The organism is Streptomyces sp. NPDC050287 (assembly GCF_044459385.1).
Lineage (GTDB): Bacteria > Actinomycetota > Actinomycetes > Streptomycetales > Streptomycetaceae > Streptomyces.
The window spans coordinates 692,427-714,170 of the sequence record NZ_JBITIY010000003.1 but is presented as its reverse complement, the minus strand read 5'-3'; the positions used below and the strand labels follow the sequence as shown (position 1 = coordinate 714,170).

Genomic DNA, 21,744 nt, shown 5'->3' with positions numbered 1-21,744 from the left:
TCGCCGCCGACCCTACTCCTGCCCGTAGGCTTCGGGGAGTCGCGCGAAGGAGGCAAAGAGGTGCCGGTCGAGATCACCTGGTGGGGTCATGCGACCTGCGCGGTCGAGGACTCGAACGTCCGAGTGCTCACCGATCCTCTGTTCGCCCGCCGGCTGGCGCATCTGCGGCGCCGCCAGGGCGCTCTGCCGCCGCCCGGAGCCCGGCGGGCCGACGTGGCGCTGGTCTCCCATCTGCACTCCGACCATCTGCACGTGCCCTCGCTGGCGCGGCTGCCGCCGGGCACGCGCCTGCTCGTGCCCCGGGGCGCACCACGGGCGGTACCGGGGCTGCGCCGGCTCACCCACCTCGACGTGAGCGAGGTGGCGCCCGGCGACGAGACCCGCGTCGGCGACCTGTCGATACGGGTCGTGCCCGCCCTGCACGACGGACGGCGGCTGCCGATCGGTCCGCACCGCTCCCCCGCGCTCGGGTACGTCGTCGAGGGCGAGGCCCGTACCTACTTCGCCGGGGACACCGGCCTGTTCGACGAGATGGCGAAGGAGGTCGGGCCGGTTGAGGTGGCCCTGCTGCCGGTCGGCGGCTGGGGACCGTACCTCGGCGAGGGCCACCTGGACGCGGGGCGGGCTGCTCAGGCGCTGGCCCGGCTCGCGCCCCTCAGCGCGGTGCCGGTGCACTACGGCACGTACTGGCCGATCGGCATGGACGCCGTGCGCCCGCACGAATTCCACGCGCCCGGCGACGAGTTCGTGCGCCTCGCGGCCGAACGCGCACCGCGGGTGGCGGTGCACCGGCTCGCGCACGGGGAGAGCGTGCGGCTGGAGGTCGCCCGGTGAGCTGGCTCGCCGCCGCCTCGGCGGGCGTGACGCCGGAGTCCACCCAGCAGGCGATCGGGTATCCGACGCTGTTCGTGCTGGTGCTGCTCGGGGCGCTGGTGCCGGTGGTGCCGACCGGCGCGCTGGTGAGTTCGGCCGCCGTGGTGGCCTTCCACCAGGCGGCGCCGTTCGCGCTGGCGCTGGTGTTCGTGACGGCCTCGACGGCCGCGTTCCTCGGTGACATGGCCCTGTACTGGCTGGGGCGGCGCGGCATGAAGTCGAAGAACGGTTCGCGCTGGCTGGAGGCGATACGTTCCCGCGCCCCCGAGGACCGGCTCGGGCAGGCCCAGGCCAAGCTCGCCGGCCACGGGGTGGCGGTGCTGGTGCTGTCCCGGCTGGTGCCGGCCGGCCGGATCCCGGTGATGCTGGCCTGTCTGATGGCGAAGTGGCCGATGCGGAGGTTCGCCCGGGGCAACCTGCCGGCGTGTCTGGCCTGGGCGGTGACGTACCAGCTGATCGGGATTCTCGGGGGGTCGCTCTTCAAGGAGCCCTGGGAGGGTGTGGTGGCGGCGGTGGGGCTGACCGTAGTGATCAGTGCGGCCCCGAGCGTGTGGAGGAGAGTGCGCTCCGCGGGGTGATGCCGCGGAGATCCGTCAGAAGGCTCTGCGGGAGCCCTGCGTGAGCCCTGCGTGAGGCCCTGCGTGAGCCCTACGTGAGCCCTACGTGAGGCCCTGTGCGTGCCGCAGTACTCGTGAGCCTCCCACCGGCAGGTCCCACAGGTTGTCCCGGTCCAGGCCCGCCTTCTCCCAGGCCGCCCGCACCCGGGTGAGCGGCTCCAGCACCGGCTCCGCGGACAGCACGAAGGTGGCCCAGTGCATGGGCGCCATCCGCCGGGCCCCGAGATCCTGGGCGGCGCGGACCGCCTCCTCCGGGTCGCAGTGGACGTCGCTGAGCCACCAGCGGGGGTCGTAGGCGCCGATGGGCAGCAGAGCGAGGTCGATGCCGGGGTAGCGCTGTCCGATACGGGCGAACCAGTGGCCGTATCCCGTGTCGCCCGCGAAGTAGACACGCCGGCCGTCCGGGGCGGTGAGGACCCAGCCGCCCCACAGGGTGCGGCAGGTGTCGACGAGGCTTCGCTTGGACCAGTGGTGGGCGGGGACGAAGTCGAAGCGGACACCGTCCAGTTCGACCGCCTCCCACCAGTCCAGCTCCGTGACGCCGGTGAACCGGCGGCGGCGGAACCAGCGGCCGAGCCCGGCGGGCACGAACACCGGGGTGTCGCGCGGGAGTCGGCGCAGCGTGGGCGCGTCCAGGTGGTCGTAGTGGTTGTGGCTGATGACGACGGCGTCGACGCGCGGCAGGGCGCCCCAGGCGATGCCGACCGGGGTGATGCGGGCCGGGGTGCCGAGGATGCGGCGGGACCAGACCGGGTCGGTGAGGACGGTCAGCCCGCCGATCCGCACCACCCAACTGGCGTGCCCAGCCCAGGAGACGGCGACCGTGCGGGCGTCGACCCGGGGCAGTGGGGCCGGCGCGAAGGGCAGCCGGGGGATGTCGGCGAGGCCCTCCCGGCCGGGGCGGATGGCGCCCTCGCGGGCGAAGCGGGCCATGGCCTTGAGGCCGGGCAGCGGGGCGGTGAGACGGTCGTGGAAGGTCCGCGGCCACACCCGGCGCTCACCGATGGGGCGCGGCGCGGCCGGCGGTTCGAAGGGAGTCGGGGTCGGCGGAGCGCCGGCTTCCCGGGAGGGTGTGCTCGCGGTCGACTCGGGCTGCTGCGTCTCTGACTGCTGCGTCATCGAGGAGGCTCCCATCGCTGAGCGTCGTCGCGGAGATCGTCGAAGACCGATCCCAGAAGGAGCAACGCGCGTTGCACCTGTGGCAGTTCCAACGGCGCGGGTGAATCGAGGCATTCCGCCCGCTCGTCCCGCGTGCCCCCGCCCAGCAGCGGGCCGGTGGACAGCCGCACCCGCAGCGCCCCGAGGTCGTCGCCGAAGCGGTGGCCGCCCGGGGCGGGCATGCCGAGCCGGGCGGCGAGGAAGTCCTCCAGTTCCTGCGCGTCGCGCACGCCCTGCGCGCCGAGCGCGGGCCCGAGGGGGCCGAGGTCGACGTAGAGGTGGCGGCCTGCCTGCGGGGGCCGGGCGACGGCGCCCGCGGCGGTGACGGCGGTGTGCGCGGCGGCGGCCACGCGCGCGTGCAGCCGTACGGCGGCCCTCTGGCGGGCGATGACCGGCTCCGGCTCCTCGAGGGCGTACCCGGCCGTCGCGGCGACGGGTGCGGCGACCCGGGCGCCGAGCGCGGTGAGGACGTCGAGCACGCGCGCGTGCAGGCCGTCCCCGTCGGCCACGCGCGCGTGCGGTCCGCCCCCGTCGGCCTCGCCCACCGGGAAGCGGGCGACGGCGGCCGGCCAGCCGGTCGGCAGCAGGGCACCGGCCAGGTCGCTGACGACGGTGACCTTGTCGGGGAACATCTCGGCGGGGCTGAGCAGCACCGTGCCGTGCGGGTCGTGCAGTGTGTCGCGCCAGGTCTCGTCACTGACCAGGTGCAGACCCTCTCCGACGGCGGCCTCGACCGTCTCGTGCAGCAGTTCGGGCGCGGCCACGGTGGCGGTGGGGTCGTCGGCGACGGACAGCACGAGCAGCCGCGGGTCACCGCCCTCGGCACGCACCCGGCGCACGGTCTCCAGCAAGGCGTACGGGTCCGGGACGCCGCCGGACTCGACCGGTGCCGGCACATGGAAGACGGGTCTCCCCAACAGCCGTGCGTACGGCGCCCACCAGGCGGCGCAGGGCCGCGGCACCAGGACGTCCCCGCCGAGCGCGGCGGTCAGCGCCAGCAGCAGGGCGGGGGCGCCGGGGGCGGCCACCACCCGGTCGGGCTCGGTGGGCAGACCCCGCCGGTCCCAGTAACCGCAGGCGGCTTCCAGCAGGGCGGTCCCGCCGCCGACCGGTTCGCTCTGCGCGCGGCCGGCCGCGGCGGCAAGTACGGCGGACAGTTCGGGCAGCACGGGCAGTCCGTCCTCGGGAAGCGGCGGCCCGAAGCGGACGGGGCCGTGGCCTTCCGGGTCCGTCCGCGGCATCCGTACCTCCGTGTGCGGTCTCGTGCGGTGCGGGTCGTGCCCTCGGGCTCTGAGTACCCAGCGAGGCGGGGCGCCATGAGCGCCGATGCGGGTTGCGCGGATCACACGATGACGGTCGGGCGAGGGGGCGAACGGGCGTCCGGTGTGGACAGTGGCGGCGCCGCTCGGGGTCAGTCGTGCGCCGCGGGCTCCCTGCGGCGCACGCGGTGGACGGCCGCGCCGAGCGCGCCGGCGATCAGCAGGCCGCCGGCGACCAGGGCGGGCACGGAGTCACTGAAGGCGCCGCCCTCGCCGGCCCGGACCCCGTGCTGGACGACCCCGCCGTCACAGGAGCCGGCGTGCGGCTCGCCGCAGGGGTGAGTGGTGGCGCAGGAGCCGCCGTACGACGAGTCGGTGCAGGGTTCCGTGGTGGCACAGGAACCGCCGTACGACGACTCGGTGCACGGTTCGGCGCTTCCCGGGTTCACGGTGAACGTGCCGCTCCACGGCTTGCCCTGCCCGCCGGACGCCGGCGGACAACTCCCGTCCACGGTCCAGTCAGGGTCCTGCCCGTAGGTGTCTTGGCCGTCCCCTCCGTCGACGGCGCCCCCGCCGCCCTGGCCGTCCCCGCCGCCCGCACTGCCCTGCCCACCCATGCCGTCCCCACCGACCACGGCATCCCCGCCGCCCTGGCCACCCACACCGCTCGCGCCGTCCCCGCCACCCCCACTGCCCTGCCCACCCACGCCGTCCCCACCGACCACGGCATCCCCGCCGCCCTGGCCACCCACACCGCTCGCGCCGTCCCCGCCGCCCCCGCCGTTCTCGCCGTCCTGAGAAGTCCCGGAAGTCCCGGAAGTCCCGGAGGAACCGGAGGAACCGGAGGCCGCGGAGGCCGCGGAGGTCGCGGCGATACGGGCGGTGCCGGTGTAGGCCGGGCCCGCGGCCCCGTCGTTGCCGGAGACCAGCTTCAGCTGGGCGCTGCCCGGGTCGAAGGCCTGCGAGGTGGCGGTGATCGACTCGGGCGGGGCACCGCCGGTCGGATCGCAGGAGACGGACACGGTGACGCTGCCGCCCGGGGACGCGGCACTCGGGGTGACCTCCACGGCCGGCTCCGTCTCGGCGGTCGGTTCCGCGGAGACGGCCGGCCCGGCGAGGCCCATGACGGCACCGGCCAGGACGGCGGCGGACAAGGTACGTGCGCTGCGGCGCATGGGGTGGACTCCTTCGGCCGACTGCGGGGACACGGGGGTCGTGCCCCCGCAGCCATCACAGCCCTCCCACCGGCGCGCCGCGCGCGGCCGGACACCATTCGCGGGAACACCGACGGCCGAGCGGGTGACACGCACCGCGCCGACGGCTACGGGCGCCGGCATACGTCCACGCCGTCCCCGGCGGCCCGGTTCCGCGCGCCGCGGCAGACGTACGCAGCGGACCGGCCTACGCCCGGTCGGCACACGTGCGCAGCGGACCGGCCCACGCCCGGACACACAGCGGCGCGGATACGTGCCGGCCGCGCGGGCCGCGGTGTGCGGCGCGCTCCGGGTCGCACCGGCGGCCACCCGGGTGGCCCGCGCAGCCTCATGGCCCGCGCAGCCTCATGGCCCGCGCGACCCCATGGCCCATGCGGACCCGGCCGCCGCCCGCCTCATCCGCACTGGACCGAGCGGGGACACCGTGGACCACGCGAGACCGACCGCCCCGAGCCGGCGCGTCCGACCGGGCCCGGCTCCACACGGCCCGCCTCCGAGGCGGGTCCGCCGGTACCGAACGCGACGCCACCCGCTGCGCTGCGTACCGAACGCGACCCGCTGCGGAGCCCGCCGAACGCCACCTGCTGCGGAGCCCACCGAACGCCACCCACCGGTCCGTGCCGCGTACCGACACGGGTGCACCGCGCGAACGGTCACCGACGGACCGGCAGCGGACGATGAAACCGCGCCCGCCGCGATCTACGCGGCGTCCCGGAGCACCTGCTCCCGCACCCGACCACAGCACCGGCTGATCAGCCGGGACACATGCATCTGTGAGATCCCCAGCTGCTCCGCGATCCGGCTCTGCGTCATGTCCCCGAAGAACCGCATGTAGAGAATCGCCCGCTCGCGCTCCGGCAGGGCGGCGAGCCGGGACCGCACGGACTCCCGGTCCACCACCGTGTCCAGCGCCGGATCGGGTGAGCCGAGCGCGTCGCTGAGGGAGTAGCCGTCCTCGCTGCCGGGCATCTCCGCGTCCAGGGACAGCGCGGTGAAGCTCTCCAGGGCCTCCAGGCCGACGAGGACGTCCTCCTCGCTCAGCCCCGCGTGCTCGGCGATCTCCGCGACCGTGGGCCGGCGCCCGGAGATGGTCTGGGACAGGTCCTGGCCGGCGAATCGGACGCGATTGCGCAGGTCCTGGACCCGGCGCGGCACATGGAGGGTCCACATGTGGTCGCGGAAGTGCCGCTTGATCTCGCCGGTGATGGTCGGTACGGCATAGCTCTCGAACGCGTTGGCGCGCTCGGGGTCGTAGCGGTCGACGGCCTTCACCAGGCCGAGGGCCGCGACCTGGCGCAGGTCCTCGGCACTCTCGCCGCGGTTGCGGAACCGTCCGGCGAGCCGGTCGGCCATGGGCAGCCAGGCCTCGACGATCTGTCCGCGGAGGGCGTCGCGCTGCTCGCCCGGGGGGAGTTCGGCGAGCCTGCGGAAGGCTTCCGCGGTGTCGGGGGCGTCGTCGTGCGGGTGGTGCTTCGCGCTCACTTGAGTGGGCATATGCGTCACAACTCTCTTGGTTGTGCTCTGGGGTGGACGGTCACCGTGGAAGCGCGTCTGCGGCAGTGGCAGGCGCGTCCGGGCGGCGAAAGGGGCCGCTCCCACGGACGTGCCTCCGGTCCGAAGCACTGGGGTGCGCCTGCCCGCGACCCCCGGCCACAAACACCGGGAAGGTTTTCCGGGGGCGCGCGGGGTGACTCGTAGGACTGCTGCGTGTGTCACCTAGGTCCGGGAGGTCCGTACATGAGCACCAAGGTCTCCGACCACGTCCTGGAGCGGTTGCGCGAGTGGGGTGTGGAGCACGTCTTCGGCTACCCCGGCGACGGCATCAACGGCCTCCTCGCCGCCTGGGGGCGGGCCGACAACCAGCCCCGTTTCATCCAGTCGCGGCACGAGGAGATGTCCGCGTTCGAGGCGGTCGGTTACGCCAAGTTCAGCGGCCGTCTCGGAGTGTGCACGGCGACTTCGGGGCCCGGCGCGATCCACCTGCTGAACGGGCTGTACGACGCGAAGCTGGACCATGTTCCGGTGCTGGCGATCGTCGGCCAGACGCACCGCACCGCGATGGGCGGCTCGTATCAGCAGGAAGTCGACCTGCATACGCTGTACAAGGACGTCGCCTCCGACTTCGTGGAGACGGTGACGGTCCCCGAGCAGCTGCCGAACGTGCTGGACCGGGCGATCCGTACCGCGTACGCGCGGCGCTGTCCGACCGCGGTCATCATTCCCGGCGATGTGCAGGAGCTGGACTACTCGGCGCCCACGCACGAGTTCAAGATGGTGCCCTCCAGCCTGGACCGCAGTGCCTGGACGGCGGTTCCGTCCGAGGACTCCCTGCGCCGGGCCGCCGAGATCCTGAACGCAGGCGACAAGGTCGCGATCCTGGTCGGCCAGGGCGCGGCCGGCGCGCGGACCGAGGTGGAGCGGGTGGCCGAGATGCTCGGCGCGGGCGTGGCCAAGGCGCTGCTCGGCAAGGATGTCCTCAGCGACGAACTCCCGTACGTCACCGGCTCGATCGGCCTGCTCGGCACCCGTCCGTCGTACGAGCTGATGCGGGACTGCGACACCCTGCTGACCATCGGGTCCTCGTTCCCGTACACCCAGTTCCTGCCGGAGTTCGGCAAGGCGCGGGGGGTGCAGATCGACATCGATCCGCACATGGTCGGGATGCGGTATCCGTACGAGGTGAATCTCGTCGGCGACGCGAAGGCGACGCTTCAGCGGCTGATCCCGATGCTGGACGCCGACCGGGGCGAGCGCGACTGGTACGGGACCGTGTGCGACAACGTGACGCGCTGGCGCGAGGTGATGGAGCGGCGGGCCCAGCAGTCGGCCGACCCGATCAACCCGGAGTACGTGGCGCACGCGCTCGATCCACTGCTGCCGGCCGACGCGATCGTCTCCTCCGACTCGGGGTCGACGGCGAACTGGTACGCGCGGCACCTGACGATGCGGCCGGGCATGCGCGGCTCGCTGTCCGGGACGCTCGCGACGATGGGCTGCGGTGTGCCGTACGCGATCGGCGCGAAGTTCGCCCACCCGGACCGGCCGGCGATCGCGCTGGTCGGCGACGGGGCGATGCAGATGAACGGGATGGCGGAGCTGATCACGGCGGCGAAGTACCGCGACCTGTGGGAGGACCCGCGACTGATCGTCGCCGTCTGGAACAACCAGGACCTCAACCAGGTCACCTGGGAGATGCGGGCCATGGAGGGCGCCCCGTCGTTCCTGCCGTCGCAGCAGCTGCCGGACGTGCAGTACGCGGCGTTCGCCCGCTCGCTGGGGCTGACCGGGATCCGTGTGGAGAAGCCGGAGGACGTCGAGGCGGGCTGGCGGGCCGGCCTGGAGGCGGACGGCCCCGCGGTGATCGAGTTCCTCACCGACCCGGCCGTGCCGCCGATCCCCCCGCACGCCACCTGGGAGCAGATGGAGGCCACAGCCGCCTCGATCCTCAAGGGCGACGCGGACCGCGGGTCCGTGGTCAGGCAGGGCTTCAAGGCGAAGGTGCAGGAGTTCCTGCCGGGCCGGGAGAAGAAGTAGCAGGCGAGGTGTTGAACCGCAGCGAGTAGTTCAGTTACGCACGAAACAGTTCAGTGGGTAGTTCAGTAGCGCACTGAACTGTTCAGTGCCGTCTGTGGATTCTGTTCCGTCGCATCGAACCTGGTCTGCCGCACCGATCTGCGCACCGAGGCGGTGCGAGGGCCCGGGGCAGGTTCCAATGAGGTGGTGTCCCATCTTGGGGCGGCTGTTGCCTCGGTTTGTCCTATCAGCGGACATCGCCCCTGGTGGGGCGCATAAACTCAACATCACGCCCCCACCAGCTTCCGATGAGATGGCCGTGCCCATGCGAAAAGGTGCGGAGATCTCACTCCCCGCCTGTCAGTAGTGATCGCCATCACGAGGATATGACCAACCCGAAACTGCGGCACTCCCTCTACCTCGACGGGCACCCGCCCGACCGACTCGCCGAAGAGCAGCACGCATCCGGTACGCGCAGCGACTCCACAGGCCTCTTAACAGAGCACACGAGTTGCGGTCTATATCACTTCTCGGGAATGTCGTGACCACACCAGCGCGGAGTGTCAACGTTGATGGCTTGGAGTAGCCGCTTGCGCGACTCCGTCCGCACGAGCGCGGCATCCGCAGGCCATCCGGCCTGAGGTTGCCCCGGCGGTGAGGCACCCTCCTGCCATGGACTCGCTACTGCGCTTCGTCGGGTGTGTCCTCGGCGAGGTGCCCGTGATGCCGATAAACCATTTCGTCGGGATGGCGTGTCACTCGTGCCAGCCGCCAGGCCGCGTCGTAGGATATGCGGCCGCGTTCTTGAGCACGAAGCCGCAGGGCCAGGAGGCTGGTTACCGGGTCGAGCAGCCAGCGCAGGGCGGTTAGCTTCATCGGGCCGTGCCCGCCTCAGTGACGGGGGGCGGCTCTCTCCCGTCACTGACACTCACGGGCGAATCAGCGGCCGGTGGCTCGCCCGGCGTCAGCCAGGCGGGCGCGTCGTTCCATCCCATCTGGTCCAGGACGGTGCGGACGGTGGTTGTGAAGCGTGCGTGTTGTCCTGGGTTGTCGCCCAGTTTCTCCCAGACGTACAGGAGGGTGTGGGCCATGCGTTCGGCCTTGGACTGGATGTCGTCGGCCGCGCCGACGAGGGGGAGGATCTTCTCCTTGAAGAGGTCCCAGTCGAGGGATTCCAGGTCATCCAGGTGGCGGTCGAGCCACCAGATACGCGTGGCGTCCGGGCTGTCGAAGACCGCGTGTCTGAACCGTTCTCGGCGTTCGTATTCCTGCGCGAGCTGGAGTGTCACCTCGCGTAAGGCGTCTTGGTATCTCTGGGCCCGGTTACCGTCTTGCTCGGTGAGCAGCAGGGTGATGTGTGCCTTCAGCCAGAGGCCTGGTGTGTCCTTGGGTGTGTGCCAGTGCGCCGCGGCGAGTGTGAGACTTTCTTGTGCGGTGGTGAGCTGTTCGGGCATGTGGTTCTGGGTGATGCCGCGGCCGAGTTCGTCCAGGGCGAGTCGTGCGGCGGCTCGGGCGGTGGCTGTGCCGTCGGCCTTGATGTTGGCGTGTGCCCGGTAGGTGAGCGTGCCGCGGGCGCAGAAGCGGATGCCGGGCAGGCGTGTGGGCCACTGGGCCCGGATCCGACTGCGTCGGCGGCTCCACCACGGGCCGGGTCCGTCGGTCGTCAAGGGGTCGATGCCTCCTTGGACGCCTGGTAGCGGTTGGCGGCCAGCACCAGAACCTCGCGCCAGAAGGGGAGGATGGCCGCTTCTTCCGTCACCATGAGCCGGTCAAGACCGGGGCGGAGGCTGGGTGGGGCGAAGATGTCTGCAAGGACGTTCACCACGGCTTCCCGGCGGTCGGGGTCCTCTTGGAATCGCTCATGCCATCGCGACAGTTGCGTGACGACCGCGTCCACGGCGTCGTCGGTGGACAGCAGTTTCTGCCACGCGTGGATGACGCGCAGCCGGGCTTCGGTCTCGTGTGTGTTGTTCAGGATCAGGTCTGTTCCCTCGTCGCTGGAGACGAGGGCGAGGAAGGATCCGAGAGTCTGGCGGCGCAGGGTCTCGTCGGCGGGCCGGCTTTCGGCATCGGTGAGCCATTGGTCGACGGCCTTGCGCACATCGTCCGGTCGTTGCAGCGCGAGTTCCTGGAAGGCATGAATGACGGTTGCGGAGCCGAACGTCTTGTGGCCTGCTGCTTTGCCCAGCCGTGTCAGTGCAAGGGCCGGCTGTTGGATTCCCCAGGCGTCTGCGCAGATCTCGATGACGAGGTCGACTTTGTCATCCGAAGGGTTCTTGGCGTCCATCCACTGGCGCAGGCGGTCCCTGACGTAGCGGCCGAACTCGGCGTCCCCGACTGCCTTGGTGAGGGCTTCCACGGCCAGGACCCTCCGGGGGCCCTTGAGGTCGCTCGCCAGCCCGTCGAGGATGGCTCGGTCGTGGCGGTGCGCCGCCAGTTTCCACAGTGCAGTGGTGATCAGCCGGGCATCTTCTTCCGGGACGGTCCGGTCGGCGGCGATGCCGATGGCCCACCTGCGCAGGAGTTCATGCTGGGTGGGGAATTCGTCCCACAGGTGACGCAGGATGGCGGCGGGCAGGCCTTCTTTCTGCGTGTCGTGAAAGGCCCGGTCTCCGTCGCGAGTGATCTCCGCGGCGTCCAGTCGGCTCGATGTGGTGGCATCGGTCAGAACATTGACAGGGTTGCGTTCGAGACCGAGTCGGGTCAGGAGGTCATCGGCTGCCTTGATGACGGAGCTGCGTTGTCCTCCGTGCAACAGCGCGCCGGCCCACACCGTGACCCGGGTGGACAGCAGCTGCGCGTCGCCCCCCGTCGCCCGATTCCTGCTGAGGAGTTTCTCGACTTCCCTGTGCCAGTCGCCGAACTCGTCGACGATCGCCTGGATCTGCTCCGGGCCGGATGCCTGGAGCAGACGGTCGGCCAGGCGCCACGCGGCGCGCGCGGACGGATTGGCCTTCCAGATGCCAGCGAACTCCGTCCTCTCCAACCAGGTGACACGATCGCCGCGGTAGTGCGCCCGGAATTCCGCTGTGACGAGGGCCCGTGCGTCGGGTGACTCCAGCCGCACGGTGAAGGGCAGCGTTGGTTCGGCCCAGTGGCCGTACCAGTCGGCGGGCGTGGCCAGGATGACGAGGAAGGAGTTGTTCTTGCGCAGTTCCGCCCCATGGCTGACCAGGTCGGTGCCCAGCCGCTCGCCAGGTTGCTCCGCGAGGTCGGAGAGATCGAGGATGCATCCCATCCCCGCCTCTTTCGGCAGCGGGCGGACCGAGGGCTTGGACCATTCCGGGTCGAGGTCGAAGAGGGCTGGCGGTGGGCTGGTCACGGTACGCAGCAGGCGTATGGCAGCCGTGCGTCGGCCGGTGCCCTGGGCTGCGCAGAGCACGATGACTCCGTATTCGTCCAGCAGTTTGGAAGCGGCCTCCCACTGGTCAGTGTTGCGCGGCGGTACGAACCGGCCGTCCCGGCTGGCCTTGTAGTCGGCGTCGCTCTCGGTGATGGGGACGGGGATCGCCTGATCACCGTTCAGGTGCAGGTTGTAGGCCTGGATGCCGTGCTCGCCGGAGTGATTGAAGCTCACGGAGCTGGACTGCGGCTGGCCGTTCGGCTCGCTGCCCTCTGGCGGTGGAGGGGAGCCTGCGGGCACGTTCGGCTCGACGGGCTCCGCCGACGGTGGCTCCGCCGACGGCGTGGTCTCCGTGTCTTCTCGCTGGCCCTGCTCGTTGTCGATCATCACTGCCCCCGCCCGGCGCCGAAGTGGTTGTAGGCCTGGATGCCGTGCTCGCCCGTGTGACTGAAGCTCACCGTGCCCGGGGCCGTGGAAGCCGGCTGAGGGAATGCTCCGGGCGAAGGGGCCGGCTGCTCAGTAGCCGTATCCATGGTGTCGAGGGGTTCGAAGATGTCCGGGTCCGCGAGCCGCCAGTCGAAGCCGGGGATGTGGACATAGGCTGGCTGCTGGAACTTCTTCACCTTCACCAGGTGCTGCATGAACTGGTCGGGCAGGACGTCGCCGTTGACGCAGCCGCTTTCGAAAACGTCCTCGTAGACGCGTTGCGAAATGATCACCGCGGTGTTGGTGATCTCCGGGTTCGCACGGTTCAGCAGGGTGCGCAGCGCGTCGTCGTCCAAGAGCCGGTGAGTGTGCACCATCGGTACGCCCAGCCCGGTGTGCGGCAGCGGGCCGACGTGGATGCTGACCCTGAGCTGCAGGGGCGTACTGGCGGGGGTATCCGTGCGGCGGCGGGCCAGAGCCTGCCTCAGGGCACCGGGGAAGCAGCCCACCAGCGCGGGCAACACCTCGGGGTCCATGCCGGCGACGTAGCTGTCTCCGGCATGCTGTCCGAACACCCGCAGCTGCCACTGAGCGCTCACGTTGCTGGCGCTGAGCGCCTCGGACAGCAACGGCAGGATGTCGGCGTTCACTTGCTGCATGCCCTTGCTGTCCAGCGCACTGAAGTTGCGGGCGTCCACCGCCAGAACGGCCCGGTAGGGCCACAACGGTTCCCACGACGGCAACATGTGCCGCTCCTCTCGTCGGGTGCTCTGCCGCGAAATCGCGGCGAACACGACCTTCGTGGAGCAGCAGGGACGAGATGGTCCAGGACTGGACGGTACGGGCGTGCGCTGAGTCACACGCTGGGTGCGTCGCCCTGGCAGCCGATGCCGTCCGGAAGCCGCTTCTCGTCCCGGGCGGCTGCCCTGAGGTGGGCGACATCGTTGATGACCAGGTTCCGGCGGCCGAGTGTGAGGACCCCGGCCGCCTGAAGCTGACTGAGAGCGTCAAGTGCTGATGAGCGGCTCATGGACGCCATGGTGGCCAGCTCAGTGCGGGCCATGCCCAACTCGACGACCAGGCCGTCGCCGCCGTGCGGGTGGCCGATTTCGTCTGCGAGGTGACTGACGATTCGGGCCATGCGCGCCACGCGTGGCAGGTGCGCGAGGTCCGCCCGCAGGCGTTCGTGGCTGTTGAGCCGTTCTACCGTCAGCTGGTACACCACCGTCTCCAGGCGATGGCGCTCTATGTAACCGCGGAAGGCATGGGCCGGCAGAACAAACCCTGTACACGGACGGACCGCGGCCACGGTGGCCGAGCGTGGGCGCCCGAGTAAGGCGCCCATTTCCCCGAGCACTTCGCCTGGTCCGCGCAACGTCAGTGTCAGTTCGTCCCCGCACTCATTGACCTGCGTCACCTTCACCAGGCCGTCGACCAACGCGATGACGGAGTCCGGCGACTCCCCTTCTCGCAGCAGCACGGATCCACGCCTGAACGTTCTCCGGCGCCCGCGTTCCACAAGGTCGCGCCATACCTCGGCGGATACCAGGGAGCAGAAGTTCATCAGCGTCCTGCCTTCCTGGTATGTCATCCGACTATGGTCGCGAGAGCGAAGGCGGCGCAGCCCGCAACTGCCAGCGTGAGCGACCACTGCACACGGCGGTGCTTGGTCCAGGCGATCTCGCTCATCACCACCAATTGCCGGGACAGCGGTGGCAACGGATCTTTGTTCCGGAGGACTTCTTCGAGCGCCGCCGGTTCCAAGTGCCGAACATGCCCGAAGTACAGGAAGTCGTCGTCACGTTCAGGCCCGCGCCGCTCCTTTCGGAGGTTCGGCGAGATGGCCCAGGCGGCACAGCTGGCGCCGAACACCATGAGTAAGACGCCGCACCAAAGCAACAACCGCGATGTGCCCGAGTCGAGGTCACCCGCGGACCGTCGAGAACTCGCAAGCAGTCCTAAGACAGCCAAGGCCGTGGATTGCATGGTCAGTGCGAACGAGGCCTTCGAATCAGCCTTGGCTGTCAAATCCGCAACAGCCGCCTGAATCCGCCACGCAGTCTCCGTCGGCTCGACCGTCATCGGCCCTCCCCCTTTGTGTCAGGCAGGGCATCGACCTGCCAGCCCGGGCAGAAGCATGGGCAGCGCAGCTGTCCCGAAAACCTCACTTGGGGCAGTTTGGCTAAGAACGGACTCCCCGAGTGCGCAGCAGGAGATGGCGTCCCGCGGAGTGATATAGCCGATCAAAGCAGCGGAATCCGCAGTCGGAGACGGTGGCTTGCCGCGGACGGATGCCTCAGCAGGGCGCGAAGAAACCGTTCCAAGTCATTTACAACGCCGAGGACCGCGACCACGACGAGGCGGCGGTCAAGACGTTCACCCAGCTCTACCGGGCGAAGTTCCCGAAGGCACTACCTACTCCACGGCACTACAGCGGGCCGTCTCTTCCAAGACCAACCCCTGCAAGGTCTGCCATCCCGAGGAGCGCCAGCGCGGGGGCACGATCCCGCCCTCGCCGACGAGGCAGTGGTTCTTCGCATTGACGTGCCCGACATCGGGAGTGATCGGCGCATTGGGGGAGGAAGGCCTCCTGTTACGGACGTGATGCTGGCGGGAAGCGCTCGCGTGACCGGTCTCGGCCGTCAGGGCGCGCGGTTGAGAGGCCTTGTAGCGATGACGGTTAATCCCTGGCCGCGTACCGCCGCGTGCGGCTGATTCCGACCGTGATGCGAAGGCGCGAGCATGCCCACCGAGCTTCCTGAGTCTGGTTCCCTCCACCGGATCCAGCGAGCCCTCAGCCGCGAGACGCGGCCGGCGTCCTGCCTTCACGCATGCGCAAAGCGAGAAGTCCGCGCAGACGCCATCACGGCGCTAACCCTCGTCTCTGCGGGAGGCCGGCCCTCCCCTCGTCGGCCAGGCGGCGGCCGCGCTGACCGACGTACCGCTGACCGCGCTGGCTCTGATGCGTGCCACCAGCTCCGAGACTCCTCCGCGCCAGGCTGACGCGGCGGTGTCGCCCGCCGACCGAGACCAGAACACTCGACCCGACCCCATAGGACCTGGTGGCGGCATGCGGCCATCACTTCCCGGCCCAGAGCGCGAGTTCGATTCTCGCCACCCGCTCCAGATTCTTCGCCCGACTGCCCACCCGCCACACGGCGGGGCGGGCGGCAGAAGTTGCCGCCACCTGCGGGTTCCTACGCGTCGCCCGGGATCCGAGGGTGGCACTCGTTCCCAGTCCCTTTCCCGGAGGAGAGAACCATGACCGACCAGACTGCAACGGAAATCTTCTGCTCCACGACCACCCGGCTGCCTTTCGATGCGGAACTGGCACCAGTCGCGGAGGCGTTGATGGCCACTCTCCCGCACTTGTCCGATGAAACCCTCGCGACGGCCCGGCAGACCGTGGCCGACGGAGTTCCCGGCATGGAGCCGGTGGACCTGACGGCGGGCGGCCGGGTCAGGGTGGAAGAACGCCAGGTCCCGGGGCCGGAAGCCGCGCCGGACATCACGCTGCTGATCCTCAGCCCGGCCGAGGACCGCGGTCCCAAGGGGGGCATCCTCTACATTCACGGCGGCGGGATGGTCACAGGGCACCGTCGCACGGGCGTGGACAGGCTCCTCCCATTCGTGATGGAGGGCAGTGCGGTCGTGGTGTCGGTCCAGTACCGCCTGGCCCCGGAACACCCCGACCCCGCACCCGTCGAGGACTGCTACGCCGGACTGGTGTGGACGGCCAAGAACGCCGCGGAACTCGGCATCAACCCCGAGCGTCTCCTCGTCGCCGGTACCAGCGCTGGCGGCGTTCTCGCAGCCGGCGTCGCGCTGCTCGCCCGCGACCGGGTCTTCCCCAGGCTGAGCCACCAGGTACTGATCTGCCCCATGCTCGACGACCACTTCCAGACACACAGCAGTCGCATGATGGACGGTGGGGGAACCTGGATGTGGGCCGGACGATAAAGGCTGCGCCCGAGGGTCGCAACGGCTTCTACGCGTCGATCGCTGTGATGTAGGGGGCGGCGTAGGCGACGGGGGTGTTCAACGAGCGATCCGGCCCGGAGCAGACCACTCGTCACATCGTGGCCGCCACGCACTCCCTCGCGCCGCCTGCTCGGCTACGCGACGGGCGAGCGTCGTGCTTCGGCTGTGAGGATGGTCAGGTGCCGCTTCGGGTGGTGGCCTGACCCGTGCTTCGACTGGCGTTGTTGCCTTGGCGTTGATCTGTCGGCCGCTGCCTGGAGCGGCATTCGCTGCCGCCGGGCAGGGGACGTGTCCCGATAGGGGCCTTCGCGACAGGCACCGTCACAGTCTTGACCGCCCCGGCCCGGCGACGGCCACCAGCACCCGAGGCAATCAGGAGACAGGCGACCTTGCCCAGCATCATGCAGCCCACGGCCCCATGTCACGTCCCGGCGGAAGCCGAGGAGGACATCCTGCTCGGTGTGGACACCCACAAGGACATCCACGCCGCAGCCGTCATCACCACGCTCGGCGCCGCTCTGGACGGTCGCAGCTTCCCGGCGACCGCGGAGGGATATCGTCAACTTGTCTCTTGGGCACGCTCGTTCGGCATGCTGCGGCGAGCCGGGGTCGAGTGCACCGGATCCTACGGAGCTGCCCTCACGCGGCACCTGCGGGTCGAAGGCATTGAGGTAATCGAGGTCAACCAGCCCGACAAGGCCGCCCGACGGCGCCACGGCAAGACCGATGCCATCGATGCCGAAGCCGCCGCCCACGCCGTATTGTCCGGTCGCGCCACTGCCACAGCCAAGACGAGCGACGGACCAGTGGAGATGCTGCGGCTGTTCAAGCTGGCGAAGGGGTCCGCGACCAAGTCCAGGACTCAGGCCATCAACCAGCTCAAGAGCGTCCTGGTCTGCGCCGATGCCGAACTTCGCGAGTCGCTGGCCGGGCTGAGCAACCCGAAGCTGTTCAAGCGATGCGCCGAGCTGGAGGACTCGGGGCTCTCCGGGCCGGCAGGGGCCGCACGTCACACCTTGAGACTGCTGGCCCGCCGCGTCCAAAACCTGACCGCGGAGATCAACGACCTCAACACGCGGATAACCGAAGCGATCAAAGCGAGTGCTCCTGGCCTGCTCGACGTCCACGGCGTCGGCCCGGACGGCGCAGCAGCCCTGCTTATCGCAGCAGGTGACAACCCCGAACGCCTCGACAGTGAGGCGTCTTTCGCCGCCCTGTGCGGCACCAGCCCGGTCGAGGCATCCTCCGGCAAGACCCAGCGCCGCAGACTGAACCGAGGTGGCGACCGGCAGGCAAACGCCGCCCTCTTCCGGATCGTCCTCAGCCGCCTGCGCTGGGAGGGCCGTTCCCAGGACTATCTGCGGCGACGCCTCGCGGAGGGCAAGACGAAGCGCGAGATCATCCGCTGCCTCAAGCGGTACGTTGCACGAGAGATCTACCGACTCATCGCCCCCGCAAACACCGCTGCAGACGACACGGGACCAGCCCGAGGCGCCGCTTGACATCCATAGGGGCATCAACGCCGCCGCAGAGAGCTTCAACTCGACCATCTAGGTCGAGTACATCCACCGAAACCGGTTCGCCACCCGCACCGAGGCCCGCGTCAAGATCGCAACATGGATCGTCGACTTCTACAACACACGACGGCGCCACAGCGCGACAGGCGGCCTGCCGCCCGCCGAGTTCGAACAAATCATCAACGAGGCGCGCAACAACTACGACCAGGACGACCTGGCCGCATAACGGAGGCCTCTACGAAACCAGGGGATTGACATGGATCTACTGGTCGTCATCTCGATGTCCTCTCAGACCGTGGCCGGCGTGCCGACCGCGGTGAGCAGTTCGTCGGCGGTGGCGATCTCAGCCAGAAGCCCGAGCGACTCCAAGGAGGCGCTGTGAGCTGCCTCGGAGCCTGCTGAGCAGCCGTCGGAGACGACAATCGTCCGGTAGCCGAGGTCGGAGGCAGCTCGCGCGGTCCCCTCCACAGAGAGGTTTGTGGCGACCCCCGCGATGATGACCGTGTCGATGCCGGCTCCTCGCAGGAGTACGTCCAGGGAACTGGCGTGAAACCCGGTGACCCGCTGGTGGGTGACGATCGTTTCCCCGGCTCGGGGGGCGACCTCACTCACGATCTCGGCCGCGGAGGTCCCGTCCACGAGGCAATTGTTTTGCGCGGTCATCGCCAGCAGCGGCGAGTTGGGGACCATGTCGGAGAAGTCGGGCCGGAAGGCGACCCGCGTGTAGACGACCTTGACGCCGCCGGCTCGCGCAGCGTCCAGTAGCCGACTGATGGTCCCCAGCACTCCGGTGCGCTGGATTTCGGCCTGGAAGAACGGGGCCAGGGCTCCGGCCGGACCCACGACGTCACCTTGAAGGTGCACGGCGATCACGGCACTGCGTGCCGGGTCGATGGGATTCATGGCGCTTCTCTTCCCTCTGAGGTGATGCTTGGAGTTGCCGGGCGGATCCGAGACGGGGGTTGTTTCAGCCGTGGGCGAGGATCGACGAGCCGATGTCGGCGATGTCGCGGTCGGCGGTGAAGGGGTTGGAGAGCATGACCCCGACCATGTCGACGCCGGAGTCCCTCATGAGCTGGTGCTGCTGCTGAAGCTCTTCAGGGGAGCCGCACAGGCACCAGTAGTCGACGAGCTCCTTGGTGATGATGGGTCGGTGAACCGGATCGAGACCGCGTAGGTACTTCGCCCACACGTCGAGGTAGTGGGGAGCGTCCTGCACGGTGGGGTCACCGAGGTAGGCCATCGCGGCGTTGGTCGATGCCTCCACGATCGGCTGCCCGAGCTGGTCGACGTGCTCTGCCATGAATCCCGAGTTCACGATGCAGGAGCTGATCGGCCCGGAGCCGAAGCCCTTGTCGACCCCGTCCTCCCAGGTCTCGCCGGGCCGCAGCTGGTAGAACCACGTGTTGCTGACGAGCTTCACTGAGCCGGGCTCGCGGCCGGCGGCCGCGACGGCCTTGTCGAGTGCCTGGCGGACGACCTGGATCATGTCCGGATTGGGTCCGAGGCAGTAGGTGATGGCATCGGCGTGCTTGGCGGCGATCGCCATGCCCTTCGGGCCCCCTACTGCCATCCAGATCTCGGGCCGGTTGTCGAGGTCGTACCAGAGGCCCTCCTTGTCGAGGAACTCGACTTCGCGCTCCTGGCCCCGCCACTTCTGTGTCACCCGCTGCCCATCGAGCAGGCCCTTGATGACACTGAACGCGTCATCGAGCTCGCGCATCGTCGAAGGTTTCGCACCCATCGACCTCAGCGCGTTGTTGGCGGTGCCCATCGCCATGAAGACCCGGCCGGGTGCGAGAGCGTTCAGCGTCGCGATGGAGTTGGCCGTCACCGGAGGAATCCGGGTCAAGGGGTTGGTGACCCAAGTCCCCAGCTTGATCGTGCTGGTGTCACGTGAGGCGAGTGCGAGGTACTGGTACGGGTCGCTGAACAGGAGCGGTCCTTCGCCGACCCCGAAGTGGCTCGCGCCGACGTCCTCAGCCTGCTTGACCCAGTCGACCGAGTCGATCTTGGCGCAGCTGCCGATGCAGAAGTCCACCATCACTCCACCTTTCCGTCCCACGATGTGATAGGCGGACGCGCATCGGGGTCACACCGGACCTCGATGAGCCATGTCCGCCCGCTGTCCAGCGCCTTCTTGAGCGCTGGTCCGAGTTCTGAGGGCGCCTCGACGCGGATCGCGTCGGCGCCGCAGGCCCGAGCGACTGCGGCGTGGTCGACCGGCGCGAAGTCGACCGCGGACGTGTGCTCGCCGAACTGGACGAGCTCTACGTGCTTCTGGAAGCCGAGGATGCCGTTGTCGAGCACGACGACGACCACGGGCAGGTCCTCACGAACGGAGCTCTCGAGCTCGGACCAGACATGGCCGAAGCCGCCGTCGCCGACAAGCGCGACGACCACGGAGTCGGGGTCCGCGGCGCGGGCTCCCAGGGCCAGCGGGAGCCCCCAGCCCAAGCCGGCCAGTCCACGAGGAGCAAGGAAGCGCTGTCCCACGCGCCGCGAGCGCATGTAGTTGCCCATCCAGATCGTCGAGTAGCTGGCGTCGGCGGTCACGATGGCTCGGCGGTTGGCGACGGCGGCGTCGATCTCGGCCGCCACCCGCTCTGGGCGGATCGGCTGCCTGTCGCCCGTCACGAGGTCGGCAACCGCTTCGGTGAAGCGGATTCTGGCTTCTGCGATGACCTCCGCCACCGCGTCGCGCGCCTCGTGGCGCTTGGTGAGGTCCATGCCTTCGAGAGCGTTGAGGATTGCCTCGAGGTTCAGGCGGGCATCACCAGCCACTCGGAGGTCCGCCTCGTAGTTGCGGCCCATCTCGGCGCTGTCGATGTCGAGGTGGATGACGGTTGCGTCACTCGGGAAGGCCTGCCACGCGTCGGTGCCGTTCTCATTCGTGCGCGAGCCGACGAAGATCACCACGTCGCTGGCCTTGACCCAGTCACGGAGGTGGTGGGTGGCAGAGTGCTTGCCCATGTAGTTCGACACGACGCCCAAGGACAGGGGGTGACGCTCGTCGACGGCCCCCTTGCCCATTGTGGTCGTGGCCACGGCGACAGACGCCATCTCCTGAAGTGAGGCCACGGCGTCGGCAGCACCGGAGAGATGTACGCCGCCGCCGGCGATGAGCAGCGGCTGCTCTGCGCGGGCGATGAGCTCCGCAGCACGGTGGATCTCGGCGGCCCCGACCTGCGTCCGGTCGAGCGGGAAGCTGCCGTGGGACGCGCGCCGAACGGAGGTGGAGGGAGCTGCCATCATCAGCACGTCTCGCGGGAGCAGCAGGACGACCGGTCCTGGCCTGCCAGAGCACGCGGTGGTGATGGCCATGTCGAGGTAGTCGTCGATGCGTGCGGGGTCGTCGAGCGACCCGATCCACTTCGCGACCGAGCTGAACAATCCCCGGTGGTCGAACTCCTGGAACGCGTTGCGGTCTCGATTGGCCAAGGGCACGTCCTGAACGAGCGCCAGCAGAGGCACCGAGACCTTCAGGGCCTCCGCCATCGGCGGGACGAGCAACGTCGCGGCCGGACCGTTCTGCGCTGCCACGACGCCGATCCGCCCGGAGACGCGCGCGTAGCCGTCGGCCATCGTGCCGCCGGCATTCTCTGTGCGGTACGTGATCTGGCGGATCCCCACCTTCGGGGTGGCCAGGAAGAGTGCCGACGGCAGACTCTGCCCGAAGATGTCAGTGACCCCGTGGCGCGCCAACCCTTCGGCCAAGGCATCGGCGACGGTGCGTTGCGTCATCGTGTCCTCCACGTTTCGACGAGCCACGGTGGGCCGCCGGGCACCAGCGTGGAACCGCGACACGGGGTCGGTCCAATAGTGATCTGTGCAGCGCTGAGA

At 69.7% G+C, this 21,744-nt stretch carries 19 protein-coding genes; 6 read left to right on the top strand and 13 right to left on the bottom strand.

Annotation, left to right across the window (positions count from 1 at the left end; genetic code table 11):
* Positions 1-60: 60 nt before the first annotated feature.
* Positions 61-834 carry an MBL fold metallo-hydrolase gene (locus ACIBK3_RS13620; protein ID WP_399365061.1) on the top strand — a complete coding sequence of 258 codons (774 nt, stop codon included), beginning with the start codon at positions 61-63 and terminating at the stop codon, positions 832-834.
* A complete protein-coding gene (locus ACIBK3_RS13615) occupies positions 831-1,451 on the top strand; it encodes a DedA family protein (protein ID WP_399365059.1) in 621 nt (206 codons plus the stop codon). The genes ACIBK3_RS13620 and ACIBK3_RS13615 overlap by 4 nt, the downstream gene beginning before the upstream one ends.
* Before the next feature lie 81 nt (positions 1,452-1,532).
* On the opposite strand, the gene ACIBK3_RS13610 is transcribed toward ACIBK3_RS13615, so the two are convergent.
* From ACIBK3_RS13610 to ACIBK3_RS13595, 4 genes are all read right to left on the bottom strand, one after another.
* Positions 1,533-2,609, bottom strand: a complete 1,077-nt coding sequence (locus tag ACIBK3_RS13610) for an MBL fold metallo-hydrolase (protein ID WP_399365057.1) — start codon at positions 2,607-2,609, stop codon at positions 1,533-1,535.
* Positions 2,606-3,889: an aminotransferase class I/II-fold pyridoxal phosphate-dependent enzyme gene (locus ACIBK3_RS13605; protein WP_399365056.1), complete on the bottom strand. Its 1,284-nt coding sequence runs from the start codon at positions 3,887-3,889 to the stop codon at positions 2,606-2,608. The genes ACIBK3_RS13610 and ACIBK3_RS13605 overlap by 4 nt, the downstream gene beginning before the upstream one ends.
* A 170-nt stretch (positions 3,890-4,059) precedes the next feature.
* Positions 4,060-5,082: a hypothetical protein gene (locus tag ACIBK3_RS13600; RefSeq protein ID WP_399365054.1), complete on the bottom strand. Its 1,023-nt coding sequence runs from the start codon at positions 5,080-5,082 to the stop codon at positions 4,060-4,062.
* Between the two features lie 738 nt (positions 5,083-5,820).
* Positions 5,821-6,615 (bottom strand): RNA polymerase sigma factor SigF, encoded by a 795-nt coding sequence (locus ACIBK3_RS13595; RefSeq protein WP_399365052.1) that lies wholly within the window; start codon positions 6,613-6,615, stop codon positions 5,821-5,823.
* A gap of 243 nt (positions 6,616-6,858) precedes the next feature.
* On the opposite strand from ACIBK3_RS13595, the gene ACIBK3_RS13590 reads away from it, so the two are divergent.
* Positions 6,859-8,655, top strand: a complete 1,797-nt coding sequence (locus tag ACIBK3_RS13590) for a thiamine pyrophosphate-requiring protein (RefSeq protein ID WP_399365050.1) — start codon at positions 6,859-6,861, stop codon at positions 8,653-8,655.
* A gap of 660 nt (positions 8,656-9,315) precedes the next feature.
* Here the strand turns inward: ACIBK3_RS13590 and ACIBK3_RS13585 are convergent.
* From ACIBK3_RS13585 to ACIBK3_RS13560, 6 genes are all read right to left on the bottom strand, one after another.
* On the bottom strand, positions 9,316-9,510 hold the full coding sequence (locus ACIBK3_RS13585; RefSeq protein ID WP_399365048.1) for a hypothetical protein: 195 nt from the start codon (positions 9,508-9,510) through the stop codon (positions 9,316-9,318).
* Positions 9,507-10,301, bottom strand: a complete 795-nt coding sequence (locus ACIBK3_RS13580) for a hypothetical protein (protein WP_399365046.1) — start codon at positions 10,299-10,301, stop codon at positions 9,507-9,509. The genes ACIBK3_RS13585 and ACIBK3_RS13580 overlap by 4 nt, the downstream gene beginning before the upstream one ends.
* On the bottom strand, positions 10,298-12,364 hold the full coding sequence (locus ACIBK3_RS13575; RefSeq protein ID WP_399365045.1) for a hypothetical protein: 2,067 nt from the start codon (positions 12,362-12,364) through the stop codon (positions 10,298-10,300). The genes ACIBK3_RS13580 and ACIBK3_RS13575 overlap by 4 nt, the downstream gene beginning before the upstream one ends.
* Positions 12,364-13,149, bottom strand: a complete 786-nt coding sequence (locus tag ACIBK3_RS13570) for a hypothetical protein (RefSeq protein WP_399365043.1) — start codon at positions 13,147-13,149, stop codon at positions 12,364-12,366. Before ACIBK3_RS13570 ends, ACIBK3_RS13575 begins: the two co-directional genes overlap by 1 nt.
* Positions 13,150-13,259: 110 nt before the next feature.
* The gene (locus ACIBK3_RS13565) at positions 13,260-13,967 is read right to left on the bottom strand and encodes a Crp/Fnr family transcriptional regulator (protein ID WP_399365578.1); all 708 of its coding nucleotides are present in this window, start codon (positions 13,965-13,967) and stop codon (positions 13,260-13,262) included.
* Positions 13,968-13,990: 23 nt separating this feature from the next.
* A complete protein-coding gene (locus ACIBK3_RS13560) occupies positions 13,991-14,485 on the bottom strand; it encodes a Pycsar system effector family protein (protein ID WP_399365041.1) in 495 nt (164 codons plus the stop codon).
* A 1,179-nt stretch (positions 14,486-15,664) separates the two neighbouring features.
* Here ACIBK3_RS13560 and ACIBK3_RS13555 point away from each other — a divergent pair.
* From ACIBK3_RS13555 to ACIBK3_RS13545, 3 genes are all read left to right on the top strand, one after another.
* Complete coding sequence (locus ACIBK3_RS13555; protein WP_399365039.1) at positions 15,665-16,363, top strand: alpha/beta hydrolase; 699 nt, start codon at positions 15,665-15,667, stop codon at positions 16,361-16,363.
* 410 nt (positions 16,364-16,773) lie between these two features.
* Positions 16,774-17,886 carry an IS110 family transposase gene (locus tag ACIBK3_RS13550; protein ID WP_399365037.1) on the top strand — a complete coding sequence of 371 codons (1,113 nt, stop codon included), beginning with the start codon at positions 16,774-16,776 and terminating at the stop codon, positions 17,884-17,886.
* Positions 17,887-17,947: 61 nt separating this feature from the next.
* Positions 17,948-18,127, top strand: a complete 180-nt coding sequence (locus ACIBK3_RS13545) for an integrase core domain-containing protein (RefSeq protein WP_399365576.1) — start codon at positions 17,948-17,950, stop codon at positions 18,125-18,127.
* Between the two features lie 62 nt (positions 18,128-18,189).
* Here the strand turns inward: ACIBK3_RS13545 and ACIBK3_RS13540 are convergent, their stop codons facing one another.
* From ACIBK3_RS13540 to ACIBK3_RS13530, 3 genes are all read right to left on the bottom strand, one after another.
* Positions 18,190-18,804 carry a cysteine hydrolase family protein gene (locus tag ACIBK3_RS13540; RefSeq protein ID WP_399365036.1) on the bottom strand — a complete coding sequence of 205 codons (615 nt, stop codon included), beginning with the start codon at positions 18,802-18,804 and terminating at the stop codon, positions 18,190-18,192.
* Between the two features lie 64 nt (positions 18,805-18,868).
* Positions 18,869-19,945: an LLM class flavin-dependent oxidoreductase gene (locus ACIBK3_RS13535; protein WP_399365034.1), complete on the bottom strand. Its 1,077-nt coding sequence runs from the start codon at positions 19,943-19,945 to the stop codon at positions 18,869-18,871.
* The gene (locus ACIBK3_RS13530) at positions 19,945-21,645 is read right to left on the bottom strand and encodes an acetolactate synthase catalytic subunit (RefSeq protein WP_399365033.1); all 1,701 of its coding nucleotides are present in this window, start codon (positions 21,643-21,645) and stop codon (positions 19,945-19,947) included. Before ACIBK3_RS13530 ends, ACIBK3_RS13535 begins: the two co-directional genes overlap by 1 nt.
* Positions 21,646-21,744 lie beyond the last annotated feature (99 nt).

Coding starts and splice junctions, on each gene's coding strand:
- ACIBK3_RS13570 (WP_399365043.1), bottom strand. CDS start 13,149: ATGTTGCCGTCGTGGGAACCGTTGTGGCCCTACCGGGCCGTTCTGGCG.
- ACIBK3_RS13575 (WP_399365045.1), bottom strand. CDS start 12,364: ATGATCGACAACGAGCAGGGCCAGCGAGAAGACACGGAGACCACGCCG.
- ACIBK3_RS13565 (WP_399365578.1), bottom strand. CDS start 13,967: ATGAACTTCTGCTCCCTGGTATCCGCCGAGGTATGGCGCGACCTTGTG.
- ACIBK3_RS13535 (WP_399365034.1), bottom strand. CDS start 19,945: ATGGTGGACTTCTGCATCGGCAGCTGCGCCAAGATCGACTCGGTCGAC.
- ACIBK3_RS13590 (WP_399365050.1), top strand. CDS start 6,859: ATGAGCACCAAGGTCTCCGACCACGTCCTGGAGCGGTTGCGCGAGTGG.
- ACIBK3_RS13610 (WP_399365057.1), bottom strand. CDS start 2,609: ATGACGCAGCAGTCAGAGACGCAGCAGCCCGAGTCGACCGCGAGCACA.
- ACIBK3_RS13600 (WP_399365054.1), bottom strand. CDS start 5,082: ATGCGCCGCAGCGCACGTACCTTGTCCGCCGCCGTCCTGGCCGGTGCC.
- ACIBK3_RS13530 (WP_399365033.1), bottom strand. CDS start 21,645: ATGACGCAACGCACCGTCGCCGATGCCTTGGCCGAAGGGTTGGCGCGC.
- ACIBK3_RS13540 (WP_399365036.1), bottom strand. CDS start 18,804: ATGAATCCCATCGACCCGGCACGCAGTGCCGTGATCGCCGTGCACCTT.
- ACIBK3_RS13585 (WP_399365048.1), bottom strand. CDS start 9,510: ATGAAGCTAACCGCCCTGCGCTGGCTGCTCGACCCGGTAACCAGCCTC.
- ACIBK3_RS13560 (WP_399365041.1), bottom strand. CDS start 14,485: ATGACGGTCGAGCCGACGGAGACTGCGTGGCGGATTCAGGCGGCTGTT.
- ACIBK3_RS13605 (WP_399365056.1), bottom strand. CDS start 3,889: ATGCCGCGGACGGACCCGGAAGGCCACGGCCCCGTCCGCTTCGGGCCG.
- ACIBK3_RS13555 (WP_399365039.1), top strand. CDS start 15,665: ATGACCGACCAGACTGCAACGGAAATCTTCTGCTCCACGACCACCCGG.
- ACIBK3_RS13595 (WP_399365052.1), bottom strand. CDS start 6,615: ATGCCCACTCAAGTGAGCGCGAAGCACCACCCGCACGACGACGCCCCC.